Annotated in this window: 13 protein-coding genes; 4 read left to right on the forward strand and 9 right to left on the reverse strand. The window is 71.8% G+C overall.

Annotation, left to right across the window (positions count from 1 at the left end):
* Positions 1-13: 13 nt before the first annotated feature.
* Genes ACZ6C6_RS09800 through ACZ6C6_RS09820 form a run of 5 tightly spaced genes read right to left on the reverse strand, consistent with a single transcriptional unit; the run spans position 14 to position 6,372 of the window.
* Entirely contained in the window at positions 14-949 is a 936-nt protein-coding gene (locus ACZ6C6_RS09800; protein ID WP_469200926.1) for an ROK family protein, read from the reverse strand.
* Positions 946-2,658, reverse strand: coding sequence for a dipeptide ABC transporter ATP-binding protein (locus tag ACZ6C6_RS09805; RefSeq protein WP_469200929.1), 1,713 nt, complete (start codon positions 2,656-2,658; stop codon positions 946-948). Before ACZ6C6_RS09805 ends, ACZ6C6_RS09800 begins: the two co-directional genes overlap by 4 nt.
* Positions 2,655-3,551, reverse strand: coding sequence for an ABC transporter permease (locus tag ACZ6C6_RS09810; protein ID WP_365686819.1), 897 nt, complete (start codon positions 3,549-3,551; stop codon positions 2,655-2,657). The genes ACZ6C6_RS09805 and ACZ6C6_RS09810 overlap by 4 nt, the downstream gene beginning before the upstream one ends.
* Positions 3,548-4,507 (reverse strand): ABC transporter permease, encoded by a 960-nt coding sequence (locus tag ACZ6C6_RS09815; RefSeq protein WP_469200931.1) that lies wholly within the window; start codon positions 4,505-4,507, stop codon positions 3,548-3,550. The genes ACZ6C6_RS09810 and ACZ6C6_RS09815 overlap by 4 nt, the downstream gene beginning before the upstream one ends.
* 50 nt (positions 4,508-4,557) lie before the next feature.
* Positions 4,558-6,372: a peptide ABC transporter substrate-binding protein gene (locus ACZ6C6_RS09820; protein ID WP_469200933.1), complete on the reverse strand. Its 1,815-nt coding sequence runs from the start codon at positions 6,370-6,372 to the stop codon at positions 4,558-4,560.
* Between the two features lie 286 nt (positions 6,373-6,658).
* Here ACZ6C6_RS09820 and ACZ6C6_RS09825 point away from each other — a divergent pair, with 286 nt between their 5' ends.
* Genes ACZ6C6_RS09825 through ACZ6C6_RS09835 form a run of 3 tightly spaced genes read left to right on the forward strand, consistent with a single transcriptional unit; the run spans position 6,659 to position 10,178 of the window.
* Entirely contained in the window at positions 6,659-7,879 is a 1,221-nt protein-coding gene (locus ACZ6C6_RS09825) for an ROK family protein (RefSeq protein WP_469200934.1), read from the forward strand.
* A gap of 23 nt (positions 7,880-7,902) precedes the next feature.
* Positions 7,903-9,426, forward strand: a complete 1,524-nt coding sequence (locus ACZ6C6_RS09830; protein WP_469200936.1) for a M81 family metallopeptidase — start codon at positions 7,903-7,905, stop codon at positions 9,424-9,426.
* Positions 9,423-10,178 (forward strand): copper homeostasis protein CutC, encoded by a 756-nt coding sequence (locus ACZ6C6_RS09835; protein WP_469200938.1) that lies wholly within the window; start codon positions 9,423-9,425, stop codon positions 10,176-10,178. The genes ACZ6C6_RS09830 and ACZ6C6_RS09835 overlap by 4 nt, the downstream gene beginning before the upstream one ends.
* 73 nt (positions 10,179-10,251) lie before the next feature.
* Here ACZ6C6_RS09835 and ACZ6C6_RS09840 read toward each other — a convergent pair whose 3' ends face one another.
* A complete protein-coding gene (locus ACZ6C6_RS09840; protein ID WP_469200942.1) occupies positions 10,252-10,791 on the reverse strand; it encodes a hypothetical protein in 540 nt (179 codons plus the stop codon).
* Positions 10,792-11,014: 223 nt separating this feature from the next.
* Here ACZ6C6_RS09840 and ACZ6C6_RS09845 point away from each other — a divergent pair, with 223 nt between their 5' ends.
* Positions 11,015-11,635 carry a YceI family protein gene (locus tag ACZ6C6_RS09845; protein ID WP_469200944.1) on the forward strand — a complete coding sequence of 207 codons (621 nt, stop codon included), beginning with the start codon at positions 11,015-11,017 and terminating at the stop codon, positions 11,633-11,635.
* A gap of 5 nt (positions 11,636-11,640) precedes the next feature.
* Here the strand turns inward: ACZ6C6_RS09845 and ACZ6C6_RS09850 are convergent, their stop codons facing one another.
* The 3 genes from ACZ6C6_RS09850 to ACZ6C6_RS09860 form a co-directional block, all read right to left on the reverse strand.
* Positions 11,641-12,159 carry a proline dehydrogenase gene (locus tag ACZ6C6_RS09850; protein ID WP_469200946.1) on the reverse strand — a complete coding sequence of 173 codons (519 nt, stop codon included), beginning with the start codon at positions 12,157-12,159 and terminating at the stop codon, positions 11,641-11,643.
* A gap of 30 nt (positions 12,160-12,189) precedes the next feature.
* Positions 12,190-12,732: a DinB family protein gene (locus tag ACZ6C6_RS09855; protein WP_469200948.1), complete on the reverse strand. Its 543-nt coding sequence runs from the start codon at positions 12,730-12,732 to the stop codon at positions 12,190-12,192.
* An 83-nt stretch (positions 12,733-12,815) separates the two neighbouring features.
* The gene (locus ACZ6C6_RS09860; RefSeq protein WP_469200950.1) at positions 12,816-14,390 is read right to left on the reverse strand and encodes an FAD-dependent oxidoreductase; all 1,575 of its coding nucleotides are present in this window, start codon (positions 14,388-14,390) and stop codon (positions 12,816-12,818) included.
* Between the last annotated feature and the right edge of the window lie 23 nt (positions 14,391-14,413).

The following is a 14,413-nucleotide window of genomic DNA, read 5'->3' on the forward strand; positions in this document are numbered from 1 at the left end:
CGGCGGACCGGCTTCAGACGGGGGCGCCTACCGCGCGCTCCCGGCGGGCGCGCGCCGCGGCGCCGACCGGTACGGCGTCGGAGCCCAGGCCCGACCGCACCAGTCGGACCGGGTGGCCGCTCACCGGCGGTTCGGCCGTCAGCGACGCGAGGACGAGGGGGCTCAGCAGCGGCCAGGCGCGGCTGACCCCGCCGCCCACGACCACCGTCGTGATGTCGACGACCCCGGCGGTCATCACGATCGCCCGCGCGATTCCGGCACCGGCGGCCTCGTACACCGCGAGGGCGTCCGCGTCACCGGCCCGCGCCGCCTCGGCGACCTCGCGGGCGGTCAGCGCGCGGCCGGTGCGCTCCGCGTAGCGGGCGCCGATGGACCGGCCGGAGGCCAGGGTCTCCAGATGGCCGCGACCACCGCACGAGCAGAGCAGATCGCCGAAGCCGGGGATGTGCCCGATCTCCCCGGCCGCACCGTGCGGGCCGGTGAACAGCGCGCCGTCGCTCCACAGCGCACCGCCGACGCCGGTGCCGAGGGTGATGCCGAGGACGTTCGGCTCCCCCCGGACGGCGCCGCCCGACGTCTCTCCGTACAGGAAGGCGTTGACGTCGTTGTCCAGGAAGGCGGGCACGCCCAGCGCGTCCTGGAGGGCGTCCGTCACCCCGAATCCGGCCCAGCCGGTGAAGGAGTCGCTGGCCACGAGGATGTGACCGGTGCCGGAGTCCACGACTCCGGCGGCGCCGACCCCGCAGCCGGTGAGCCGGCCGGGGGTGCGCCGGAGCAGCGGGGCCAGCGCCTCGAGGGCGGCGCCGATCATGGCAGCGCCTCCGTGGGCCGCCGGGGTGGCCGTCTCGGCGCGGTCCAGGACGGTCAGGTCGTCGTCGCACAGCACCACCTGCGTGGTGGTGCCGCCGATGTCCACCCCGGCGAAGAGCCTGCGGTCGTTCGCGTTCATGCCTGGGCCTCCGTCCGGCCGGCCGTGAGAGCGGCCAGGCGCTCGGCCCTGCGACCGCGCTGGATCACCGGGTCCGGCACCGGTACGGCGGCCAGCAGGCCGCGGGTGTAGTCGGTCTCCGGGTGCAGGAGGGTCTCCCCGGTGGGGCCCTGCTCCTGGATGCGGCCGCCCCGCAGCACCACGACGCGCTGGGCGAAGTGCTGGACGACGGCCAGGTCGTGGGAGACGAAGAGACAGGCGAAGCCCAGTTCGTCCTGGAGCTCCGAGATCACTTCGAGCACCGCTTGCTGGACGCTCACGTCCAGGGCGCTGGTGGGTTCGTCGGCGACCAGCAGCCGGGGCTCCAGCACCAGCGCGCGGGCCAGGCTCACGCGCTGTCGCTGCCCGCCGGACAGCTCCCGGGGCGCCCGGTCCGCGACCTCGCGCGGCAGCCGGACACGGTCCAGGACGGCGGCCACCTTGCTCCTGCGGTCCTTGGCGGAGAGCTTCCCGCGGTGGACCCTGAGCGGCTCGGCGACGCACTCCCCGACCGTCATCCGGGCGTCCAGCGACGCGACCGGGTCCTGCAGGACCACACCGATGCCGGCACGCAGGGCCCGGCGGGCCCGGGACCGGGTGCGCGCCAGGTCGTTGCCGAACAGCGAGACCGTGCCGGAGGTCGGGGCGATCAGGCCCAGCGCGACCCGGGAGGCGGTGGACTTGCCGGAACCCGACTCACCGACCAGGCCCAGCGTCTGGCCGGGGTGCACGGCGAGGGAGACGCCGTCGAGCGCCCGCACCGCGTTCCTGCCGCGGCCGAAGACCACGGAGACGTCGCGGAGCTCGGCGACCGGCTCGGTGTCCGGGGCCTCGGCGGCGGCCGGGGCCGGGGCGGCCTTGTCCGCCTCCGCCACCGACAGCCGGGGGACGGCGGCCAGGAGGCGGCGGGTGTAGTCGTGGGACGGCCGCAGGAGCACGTCCTCGACCGGACCGGTCTCCACGATCTCCCCGTGGTACATCACGGCGACCCGGTCGGCGAAGTCGGCGACGACACCCATGTTGTGGGTGACCAGCAGGACGCCGGTGCCCGTCTCGGCGGCGAGGCGGCGCAGCAGGTCGAGGATCTCGGCCTGCACCGTGACGTCCAGCGCGGTGGTGGGTTCGTCGGCGATCAGCAGGGCGGGGTCGTTGGCGATGGCCATCGCGATGACCACGCGCTGGCGCTGCCCGCCGGAGAGCTGGAAGGGGTAGGCGGCGGCCCGCTTCTCCGGCTCGGGGATGCCGACCTTGCGCAGGAGGACGACGGCCTCCTCCGCGGCCTCCTTGGCGGAGACCTCGCGGTGGTTGCGGATCACCTCGGCGATCTGGGCGCCGACCCGGGTGAGCGGGTCGAGTGCGGTGGCCGGCTCCTGGAAGACCATGGAGGCGGTCCGGCCGCGCAGGGCGGCGAGTTCGCTCTCCCGGGCGCCGACGACCTGGGTGCCCGCGATGACCGCGCTGCCGGTGGCGCGGGCGTTGCCGGACAGCAGGCCCATCGCGGCCAGCGCGATGGTCGACTTGCCCGAGCCCGACTCGCCGACGAGGGCGAGCGTCTCGCCGGGGGCGACGCTCAGGGACACGCCCCGGACGGCCGGCACGTCACCGGTCTCGGTGGTGAAGACGACGCCGAGGCCGTCGAGTTCGAGGATCGGCCCGGCCTGCGGTGCGGCGGGGCGCTGGGTGGCGGTCATCCGCGTCCCCTCACGTCGAATGCGTCGCGGAGCCCGTCCCCGATCGCGTTGAACGCCCACACCACCAGGATGATGGCCAGGCCGGGCGGGATGATGAGCCACCAGTAGCCGGAGTAGGCCGCGGTGAGACCGGCCGAGAGCATGCCGCCCCAGTCGGTGGACGGCGGCTGGACGCCCAGGCCCAGGTAGGAGACGTAGGCGACGAGCAGGATGGCGTCGGCGATCTGGAAGGTGGCCGCGACGATGATGGTCGAGACCGAGTTCGGCAGGATGTGCCGGATGATCGCCCGGCCGTGCGTGCCGCCGATCGCGCGGAGCGTCAGCACGTAGTCGCGGTTCTTCAGGCTCAGGGTCTCGGCCCTGATCAGGCGGGACGGCACCAGCCAGGACACGAAGCCCAGAATGACGATCAGACCGGTCAGGTCGGGGGTGGTGATGGCGGAGACCACGAGCAGGATGAAGAGCGCGGGGATGGCGATCCCGGCGTCCACGATCCGCATCATGACCGCGTCCACCCAGCCGCCCGCGTAGCCGGCGACGGCTCCCCAGAGGGTGCCGATGACGGTGGCCAGGACGCCCGCGGCGAGACCGACGATCAGCGACACCTTGCCGCCGTACATGAGCCGGCCCAGTACGTCGTGGCCGACCGCGTCGGTGCCCAGCCAGTGGGAGCCGCTGGGGGCGAGGTTGACCTGCTGGAGCATCGTGTGGGTCTGGTCGGTGGAGTACACCAGCGGACCGGCGAAGCAGAACAGGACGAAGACGACCACGACGCCGAGGCCGACCACGGCGAGCCGGTTGCGGCAGAAGCGCCGGACGGCGAGGCGGGACCCGGACGCCGTGACGGCGGCGGCCGTGCCGGGCACCTGGCCCGGCTGGATGACGGCACTCATGCCCGGCCTGCCTTCACTCGGGGGTCGATGATGCGCTGGACGATGTCGGCGAGGAGCGTCCCGGTCACCGTGGCGACCGCGATGACGAGCACGCAGCCGAGGAGCACGGGGTAGTCGGAGGACTGCGCGGCGGTCCAGAAGAGCAGCCCCATGCCCGGGTAGTTGAAGAGCTGCTCGACCACCAGCGCACCGCCGAAGAGCACCGGCACGTAGTACCCGAGCATGGCGACCACGGGCGTCAGCGAGTTGCGGAACACATGGCGCCACAGGATGGCGCGCGAGCGGGAACCGCCGGCCCGCGCGGTCCTGACGTAGTCCTCGGAGAGGTTCTCCAGGGTGGCGGCCCGCATGTAGCGGCTGAAGACCGCGATCATGGAGGCCGCGCCCGCGACCACCGGCAGCACCAGCGCCTGCGGTTCGGAGATCACCTGGGCGAGCGTGTCGCCCTGCGGTGCCTGGGAGGGGAACCACGGCAGCGTCTGGCTGAACAGCAGCACCAGGACCAGTCCGAGGAAGTACACGGGCGTGGAGTAGGCGATGAAGCTCAGCGTGGTGATGATGTAGTCGGCGGGCTTGTTGCGCCGCACGGCCTGCCACATCCCCATCGGGATCGCCAGCAGCAGGCCGACGATCGCCGACAGGACGGTGAGCAGCAGGGTCTTCGGCAGCCGTTCGGTGATGAGCTGGGACACCGGCTCGTTGAGCGTGTACGAGGTCCCGAGGTCACCGTGCAACAGCTGGTTCAGGTAGTAGAAGTACTGCACGGGAAGCGGCTTGTCGAGGCCCTGTTCGTGGTTGAAGGACGCGATCTGCTGCGCGGTGGCCTGCGGGCCGAGGATCCCGCGAGCGGGACCCCCGGGCAGGGCGTGCAGCAGACCGAAGACCACGATCGTCACGATGACGATCACCACGACGGCCTGGAGTATCCGCCTGATGAGGTACGAGGAGGTGCTCATGTGATTTCCGGTCGCTTCGGCTCAGTGATGCGCGTGGTCGGCGACCGGGGTCACTTGGTCCACTTCCACATGGCGGGGTGGAAGTTGGCGAGCGAGTCCTGCGCGAAGCCGCCGAGGCCCGTCTTGACGACGGAGACCTGGTAGTCGGGCTCCGGGAGCCAGATGACCGGGAGGTCCTTGGTCAGGGCGGCGCTGTACTTCTGCATGGCGGCGTCGGAGGAGTCGGTGGTGGTCTCGCTGATCACCTTGTCGACGTCCGGGTTGGAGTAGCTGCCGAAGTTGGAGCCGCCGCCGGTGGCGAAGAGCGAGTCACCACTCGGGTAGGCGGGGAAGTACCAGCTGCCGGCGCTGCCGAAGAAGGACAGCTGCCACTTGCAGCCGGGCTGGTCGGCGGTGCACTCACCGGCCTGCGAGAGCACCGAGTTGACCGGGGCGGTCTTGATGCTGAAGCCGATGCCGGACTTGGCGAAGGACGACTGGAGCGCGCTCATCATGTTGTCGGTCACGGTCGAACCGGACTGCGACAGCACCTGCATCTGGAACTTGGTGCCCTTGTCCACCCCGGCACCGCACTGGTCGGCGCCGCTGCCCGGCTCCGTGCAGACCATGACACCGCCGCGCTCGGTCCAGCCGTGGTCGGTGAGCAGCTTCTTCGCCTTGGCGGTGGAGAAGGGGTACGGGTTCTTCTTCTGCTCGGCGGAGATGAAGGAAGAGGTCTGGCCCTGCGGGACGGGCCCGTAGGTCGGGACGGCGGTGCCGTTGAAGATGACCTCGGACAGCGTCTTCTGGTCCACCGACATCTGGATCGCCTGGCGGGCGTAGAGCTGCTTGAAGACGGGCCCCATGGTGGGGTTGTTGAAGTTGTAGGGCATGTACGTGATCGCCCAGCCCGCCCATGGCTTGAGGGTGTAGCCCTTGGCCTTGAAGGAGGCTTCCTGGCTGAGGTTCGTGGCGTTGATGTAGCCGTAGTCGACCGTGCCGGCCCGGAGCGCGTTCTCCTCGGCGTCCGCCGTGGTGAACGGGAGGAGGTTCACCGTCTTGATGTTGGCCTTGCCGCCGCCGTCGTACTTGGCGTTGGCGAGCAGCTGCACCTTGCCGGCGGTCGAGAACGACTTGATGGTGTACGGGCCGCTGACCGTCTTCCAGAGCGGATCGGTGGCGTAACCGGAGATCTTCTTCGCGGCCGTGTTGAGGTACGTCCAGACCTTCTTGGCGCCCGCGGGGGTGAGGTCGAGGTCCGACACCTTGCCGTCGTCGCCGGTCTTGTCCCAGACGTGCTGCGGCATCGGGCGGATCATGCTCAGCTCGTTGGCGAGCATCCACTGCGTGTTGTACGCCTTGTCGAACGTGAGCGTGAAGTGCGTGTCGTCGACGATCTTCAGCGCGGTCCAGTTGTCCGGCGCCTTGCCCGGGCTGTAGCTGGCCCAGTCCTCCTTGTTGGCCTTGACCAGGTTGAACCAGAACTGCACGTCGCGCGAGGTGATCTGCTTGCCGTCGCTCCAGTGCCGGTTGCCGAGGGTGATCGTGACGCTCTTGCCGTCCTCGGCGAAGTCGGCGGCGGTGGCCAGGGAGTTGTCCTTGTTCCAGCCGACCTTGCCGGTGGAGCCGTCGTACGCGACCAGGGGCTCCCAGAGGGACTGGGATATGGAGGAGTTGTTGGTGTTCAGGTGGGCGGCGGTGCCGACCGGAAGGATCCAGTTCGGCGTGAAGTTCGCGGGCAGCGCGTAGTTGATGCTGTCCGACGATCCGGAGCCGGAGGCGCTCGCGCCCCCTCCGGAGCAGCCCGACAGAAGAACTGCGGCCGTGGTGGCAGCACCTGCGGCGAGGGCCCAGCGACGGTTGCGCACCGTGCGGGTAAGGATCATGACACTCCTCGGATCGAAAGGGCCCGCAGCCGCTCGGGGGGTCGGCGCTGCGTTCACGACAGCTAACGCCGCCACTGTCGAAGAAACAAACAAGAATGAATAACAAGTAAGTTACTGCACTTTCGACGAAAGTCGTCTTGCCCCATTTCTTCCGCCTGTTTGGGGCATTTTGACCCGCTAAGCGGGACTTCAAGGTGCGAGGGACTTCCTTCACGTCACTGTTCCCCTGTGCGAAGTGCGGGCGTATCGTCGCCGCCACACACCCGTTGCGGAAGTAACTTTGTACATGACTGGAATAAGTGCGTGGGACCGCAAGGCCACGAAGGGGACCCCGTCCCTCGCCGTGCGCGTCCTGGAACTCATCGCATCGGGCCAGGCGACCTCCCGGGCCGAGCTGGCCGAGCGCCTCGGGGCCGCCGCCTCCACCATCTCGCTGACGGTGGGGCATCTGGTCGAACGCGGCCTGGTCGCCGAGGAGGGCACCCAGTCCTCCACCGGCGGACGCCCCCGCAAGGTGCTGAGGATCGGCAGCCGGGACGACTTCGCCCTCGCCGCCGACCTCGGTGGCCGGCACGCCAGGATCGGCGTGGTGCTCCCGGGTGGCGGCCTGGCCGATGTCTCGACCGTCCCGTTCCTGATCGCCGACGGTCCGGAGGCCGCCCTGCCCCGGCTGGCGGAGGCGCTGGAAGCCCTGGCCGGACAGCGGAACGCCGGCCGCCTGCGCGGGGTCGGCCTCTCCCTGCCCGGGCCGGTGGACATCGCCTCGGGGTCGGTCGTCCGGCCGTCCCGGATGCCCGGCTGGCACCGGTTCCCGGTCGCCGCCTGGCTGGGCGAGCGCTTCGGCGTCCCCGCGGTCGTGGACAACGACGCCAACTGCATGGCGGTCGGCGAGCACACCGTCCGGCTCGACGGGCCCTCGCAGACGATCATGGTGAAGATCGGCTCCGCGATCGGAGCCGGTGTGATCGCCGAGGGCCGCCTCTACCGCGGTGCCACCGGCGCCGCCGGGGACATCACGCACATCCGGATCGACGCCGGGGCCGGCATCCCGTGCTCCTGCGGCAACACCGGCTGCCTGGAGACCGTGGCGTCCGGTGCCGCGCTGGTCCGGATCCTGCGCGAGCGCGGCGCGGACGTGAACAGTCCCGAGGACGTGGCCCGGCTGGCCCTGGACGGTGATCCGCTGGCCACGCGCACGGTCCGCAGGGCGGGCGACTACCTGGGGCAGGTGCTGGCCGCCAACGTCAACTTCTTCAACCCGGGCGCCGTCTATCTCGGCGGCATCCTCTCGACCCTGGAACAGTTCGTCGCCGCCGTGCGCAGCCGGCTCTACGAGAGCTGCCACCCGCTCGTCACCGAGCACCTCACCATCGAGCGGACGCGGCTCGGCGCCGACGCCGGGCTGGTCGGCGCCGGGCAGTTCGCCCTGCAGCACGCCCTGGCCCACGCCTTGCACGAGGTGGGCGGAACAGGCCGGTTCGACCCGCTCGCCCCCCGCCCTCTCTGACGCCCCACCCCTTACGAGGAGCCATGTCGCAATCCCGCACCGCAGCATCCCGCCCGGTCATCGCCATCGCAGGGCTCGGCATCGAGTCCTCCACCTTCTCCCCCGCCCGCACCCGGGCCGCCGCCTTCCACCCCTCGCGCGGTACGGAGGTGCTGGACCGCTACCCGTTCCTGGCCCCCGGTGAGGAGCTGCGCGAGGCGGCCGACTGGCACGGCGCCCTGGTCGGCAAGTCGCTGCCGGGCGGCACCGTCACCGCCGCCGCCTGGCAGGAGCTGACCGACGAGCTGATCGAACGGCTCGCCGCGCTGCCCCGCCCGGACGGCCTCTGGTACGACATCCACGGCGCGATGACCGTGGAGGGCGTCGACGACGCGGAGGCGGTCCTGCTGGACCGCATCCGCGCCACCGTCGGCCCGGACGTGATCATCTCGACCTCGATGGACCTGCACGGCAACGTCTCGCGCGAGCTGGTCCACGGCAGTGACCTGATCACGTGCTACCGGATGGCCCCGCACGAGGACCACATGGAGACCAAGGAGCGGGCCGTCCGCAACCTGGTCGGCCTGCTGGCCTCCGGCGCGCCCCGTCCCGTCAAGGCATGGGTGCCCGTGCCGGTGCTGCTGGCCGGCGAGCAGACCTCCACCCGGATCGAACCGGCGAAGAGCGTGTACGCGGCGGTGGACGACGTCGAGGCCATGGACGGCGTGACCGACGCCGCCATCTGGGTCGGCTACGCGTGGGCCGACGAGCCGCGCAACCGCGCCGCGGTGGTGGTCACCGGACCCGGCCGGGAGGCCGTGGCGGCGGGAGCGGAGCGTCTGGCCCAAGGGTTCTGGAAGGCGCGCCACGACTTCGAGTTCGTCGCCCCGACGGGCACCTTCGACGGCATCCTGGACGAGGCCCTGGCATCCGACCAGCGCCCCTACTTCATCAGCGACACCGGGGACAACCCGACCGCGGGCGGTGCCGGTGACGTGACCTGGGGGCTGACCCGGCTGCTGGCCCGCCCCGAGTTCCGGCAGGACGACGGCCCGACGGTCATCTACGCCTCGGTGCCCGGACCGGACGCCGTCGCGACCGCCGTCGCCGCCGGGGTCGGCGCCACCGTCACGGTCACCGCGGGCGCGGACGTGGACGACCGGCACGCGGGCCCGGTCACCCTGACCGGCACGGTGCACTCCGTCCGGCACGGCGACCGGGACGCGCGGACCGAAGTCGTGATCCGGGTGGGCAGTGTGTACGCGATTCTCACCGAGCTCCGCAAGCCGTACCACCACGAGCACGACTTCACCGATCTCGGCCTCGACCCGCGGGGTGCCGACATCGTGATCGTGAAGATCGGATACCTGGAGCCCGAGCTCTTCGACATGTCGGTCGGCTGGAAGATGGCGCTCACCCCCGGTGGCGTGGACCAGGACCTGGTGCGCCTGGGCCACCACCGCATCCGCCGCCCGATGTTCCCCTTCGACCGCGACATGGCCGACCCTGACCTGTCGGCCCGGATCATTCCCGCCTCGGACCAGCCGCTCACCGGGGACGACGAGTGAGCGCCCGTCCCGCGCTGGAGATCGCCGTCACCTCACCGGCGGGCGCCCGCGCCGCCCGGGAGAACGGCGCCGACCGGGTCGAGCTGTGCACCGCGCTCGAACTGGGCGGCGTGACCCCGTCCGCCGCGCTGGTGGAGGCGGTCGCCGCGGAGGGGCTGCCCGTGCAGGTCCTCGTCAGGTGCCGGCCCGGCGACTTCGTCCACGACGCGGAGGAGTTGGCCCTCATGGCCGCCGAGGTGCGGTCGGTCATCGCTTCCGGCGCCGCCGGAGTGGTCGTCGGCGCGCTCAACGCCGACGGCACCCTCGACGTCCCGGCGGTCGCCCGGCTGGCCGACGCCGCCCGGTCCGCGGGGCGTCCGGTGGAGGTGACCCTGCACCGCGCCGTCGACCAGTCCGCCGACCCGGTGGCGACCGCCGCGCTGCTGCCCTCGCTCGGACTGACCCGGGTCCTCACCTCGGGCGGGGCGCCGGCCGCGGCCGAGGGGCTGGCGGTGATCGCCGCGATGGCCGCCGCCGCCCCGGGCGTCGACGTGATGGCCGGGGGCGGTGTGCGCCTCGGCGACATCCCGGCCCTGGTCTCCGCGGGCGTCGGCTCGGTCCACCTCTCCGCCAAGGCCCGCGCGCCGCGCCGGCCCGGCGGCAGCTGGGTTCCGATGGGCGCGGGCGGCACGTCGGCCGAGCAGGACACCCATTTCGTCACCGACCCCGGTGTCGTCGCGCGGGCGCGCCGGGCGCTGGAGGACCTGTCCTGACCGTCGCCCCGTACAGGACTGCGCCCCCACCCGGGAACGGTGGGGGCGCAGTCCTGTACGGGGCGCGAGCGGGTCAGCAGCCGCCGCAGTTGTAGTAGGTCACGTCCCAGTGGTTGCCCTCGTCGGCGTAGACGTTGCCGGACGCGGACTTGTACTGGGGGGCGCCGTCACCACGCAGGCCGATGTAACTGAACGCGCTCTTCACGTAGTTGGTGAGACAGGTCGTCTTGCCGAAGTCCAGCTTGTAGCCGTTCCAGTGCGAGTACGTGCCGCTGGCGTGCCCGGTCTCCGTGCCGCCGGTGATGTTCAGCGCGCAACCGGTGGCGCTCTTGAGGGTCTGGGCGCCCTGGGCGGTCGGCAGGTTCAGCTGGTCGAACGACGTGCAGGTGGAGTTGTAGCGGTCGGAGCACCCGCCGGAGGACGACCAGGTGATCCCGGACGAGCTGAAGCGGGCGGTCGCCTGGCTGTGGGTGAGCTTGGTGACGGCGTACGCGTCGGTCGTGCCGCTCACCAGGCCGAAGCCGGGCGCGAAGAGGACACCGAGCACCAGGGCGAGCGCGGTCAGGACGGGGCGCAGCGTCATCCGGGAGACACGGGGCGCGTGGAAGACCATGGGGGACTCTCCTCCTGTGCATGACAAAGGGGCAGGGGAATAGTGCCGCAGTTCTACGCGCGTCGCCAGGGGGCCTCACGTAACGGCCGCGTGAACGGATGGCGAGCACCGCAACAGTCCGCGCAGCAGATGTTGAACTTTGAACAAGATGGGTCTACAGTGAATGTCGTTGAAGGTTAAACAACAGGTCGAGCCCACTCGGCCAGGTCTTCGAGGAGGAGCCATGGCTCTGTTCAACCGCAAGTCCGCCGACGCCGCTGCCGCCGCCACGACCACGGCCGACGTCGACCCCGCACTGGCCGCGCTGACGGGTGACTACACGATCGACCCGGCGCACAGCAGCATCGGCTTCACCGTGCGCCACGCCATGGTCACCAACGTGCGCGGCTCCTTCGCCGAGCACGAGGGCTCCCTGAAGCTCGACGGCGGCGACCCGGCCAACTCCACCGCCTCGATCGACGTGAAGATCGCCAGCGTGGACACCGGCATCAAGGACCGCGACGGCCACCTGGTGAGCGGCGACTTCTTCGACGCCGAGAAGTTCCCCCTGATGACGTTCCGCTCGACCTCCGCCGAGCAGCTGGGCGGTGACAAGTACCGCGTCACCGGCGACCTGACCATCAAGGACGTGACCCGCCCGCTCGCCATCGACCTGGAGTTCAACGGCTCCGCCAAGGACGTCTACGGCAACGAGCGCGTCGGCTTCGAGGGCGGCGCCGAGATCCTGCGCTCCGACTGGGGCCTGACCTGGAACGCGGCGCTGGAGACCGGCGGCGTCATGGTCAGCGACAAGGTGAAGCTGAACTTCGACATCTCCGCGATCAAGGCCGCGCCGCAGGCGTAATCCGCTCAGCGCGGCGCGTCCAGCACCCGCGCGGCGGCAGCGCGAAGGCCCTTCACCGACTGGTGGAGGGCCTCGTCGCGCCGGGCGGCCAGCGCGGTGTGCGCGGCCTTGCGCGTGGTGTCTCCGGCGCGGGCGTCCGCGACCATCCGCCGCATGAGCTCGGCGCGCTCGCCGGACGCCCGGCCCACCCCGCCGACCGCCGCGACCATGGCGTCGGGCCCCTCCACAAGGACGACCTCGGCGGCCCGGTGCACCTCACGGGCGAGGCCGACGAACACGCCGACCCGCTCGTCCACCGCCTCCAGGTCAGGCCGCTCCGGCCGCAGCGCCTCGAAGACGGCGTCCAGGGCGATGTCCCGGTCGTGCAGGGCCCCGAGGTACGCCACATAGGCGTCCCTGCGGTGCTGTCTGCGCCACTGGTCGTACTGGGAGCGGGCCGCCGTCCGCCCGGTGACGAGGGCCGCCCCCAGGGTGGTGAGCGAGCCGACGGCGGCCCCTATCAGCGCGGCGACTTCGGCATCCATGCGCGCCATTGTGCCGCCGCCCCGGCCCGCTCAGCCCATGGACTTCGAGCCGTCCAGGGATTCCCGGATGATGTCCGCGTGGCCCGCGTGCTGCGCGGTCTCCGCGATGATGTGCATCAGCGTCCTGCGGGCGGACCACTTCGCGTCCCCGTCGAACCAGGGGGCCTTCGGCAGCGCGTGCGCGGCGCCCAGGTCCGGCAGCGAGGCGACCAGCTCGTCGGTCGCCGCCGCCACCTTCTCGTAGGCGTCGAGCACGCCCGCCAGCGTCTCCCCCGGCAGCATCCTGAAGTCGTCGGCCCGCTTGGCGAAGTCGGCCTCGGTCATCGCGGTGAAGTCCGGCATCGCGGCGGCCCCCTCCACGATGAACGCGGCCCAGCCCCGCTCGACCGAGGTCACGTGCTTGATCAGGCCGCCGAGACACAGCTCGCTCTTCGTGGTCCGCTCCCCCGCCTGCTCGTCGGTGAGGTCGCGCGTGGTGAACCGCAGGAAGTGCCGCTGCTTGCCCAGCGCCTCCAGGAGGTCCGCCCGCTCGTCCGAGCCGGTGTTCGCGGTGGGCGTCTCGCTGGCGTTCATGGTTCTGCCTTCCGTCGTTCCTGTTCCGCCGTCAGGACCGACAGTACGAGCGCATTAGGTCAGATCCGGTCCTGTACGCGCGGTCAACGCCGCCTGACCTTCAGGGCGTTGTCCGTACGGGTGGTGGGGTTGCCGTCCGGGTCGTTCTGGACGCGCTCGTGCTCCTCGCTGAGCAGCACCTCCCACTCCCCCTCCGGCAGTTCCAGCTGGGCCAGCACCTCGTCCGGGGTCGGCAGCTCCATGTCCGCGTGGTGGTGGTCCCAGGCCGGGAAGCCCGCGTGCCCCACGATCAGCAGCACGCCCCCCGGGGCGACCGCGCGGGCCGCCCGGCGCAGGATGCGTTCGCGGGGCAGGTCGCCCATGGAGTGCAGGAACTGCGCCGAGACCAGGTCGTAGGTCCCTTCGGGGAAGGTGGCGCCCAGGTCGTGGAACTGCCAGTCCACCCGGTCGGCGACCCCGGCCTCCGCCGCGTGCTCGGCGGCCCGTTCGAGCGCCACGCGCGAGATGTCCGTCGCGGTGACGTGCCAGCCCCGGCCCGCCAGCCAGACCGCGTCCGCGCCCTCCCCGCAGCCCAGGTCCAACGCCCGGCCCGGCGCCAGGTCCTCGACCTCGCGGACGAGCACGGTATTGGGCTTCCCGCTCCAGATGCGGCGGCTCTCGCGGTACCGGTTGTCCCACAGCTCCGCGTCGGACGGGGCGTTGCGGGCTTCCACGGCGCGCCGGGTGTCGTCGGTGACGAGGTCCCCGTTGATGGCCGCGCCCGCCTTGAGCCCGGCCGCGGCGGCGCCGATGACCTGGTCCATGAGACCGGTGACGTTCCCGGCGACCCAGACCCCGGCCGCCGCCGTCGCGCCGGTCGCGTCCGCCTCGATGTACGAGCCGATGAGGTGTCCGCCCATCTCCAGCGGTGCGGGGCGCAGCCCCAGACTCTCCAGTACGCCGGAGCGCGCCGTGAACCTCGGCTGGACGACCACGGCCGCCCGCTCGACCACCCGGCCGCCCGCGAGCCGGACGCCGGTCAGCCGGTCGCCGGTCACCTCCAGGCCTGCCACCTCGCCGTCCACGACCGCGATGCCGCGCGCCGCGAGCTGCTCGTACTCTTCGTCGGAGGGCTCGGGCCCCTCGTGCAGGAAGAGCGTGACGTCCTCGCTCCACTGCCGCCACAGCAGCGCCTGGTGCACGGCCATGGGGCTGACCGCGATGACGCCGATCGCCGCGTCGCGCACCTCCCAGCCGTGGCAGTACGGGCAGTGCAGCACCTCGTGGCCCCACCGCTCGGCCAGGCCCGGGACGGGCGGCAGCTCGTCGGTCAGCCCGGTCGTGACCAGCAGCCGCCGCGCCGTGACGGCGGTCCCGTCCGCGCGTACGACCCGGAACCCGGCGTCCTCCGGCAACCGCTCGGCCACGGTGACCTCGCCGGTCACGACCTCGACCCCGTACCCGGCGACCTCGTCCCGGCCGACCGCCAGGAGCTCCCCGGGCGGGGTGCCCTCGCGCCCCAGGTAGTTGTGGACGTGCGCGGCGGGCGCGTTGCGCGGGTCCCCCGCGTCGATCACGAGCACGGACCGCCGCGCCCGCCCGAGGGCCAGCGCCCCACTCAGCCCGGCGGCCCCGCCACCGATCACCACGACGTCGTACATCTGCGTGTTGTCGCTCATGCGAACCTCCTCCATCTACGGGA

This window comes from Streptomyces sp. NPDC041814 (genome assembly GCF_055590565.1).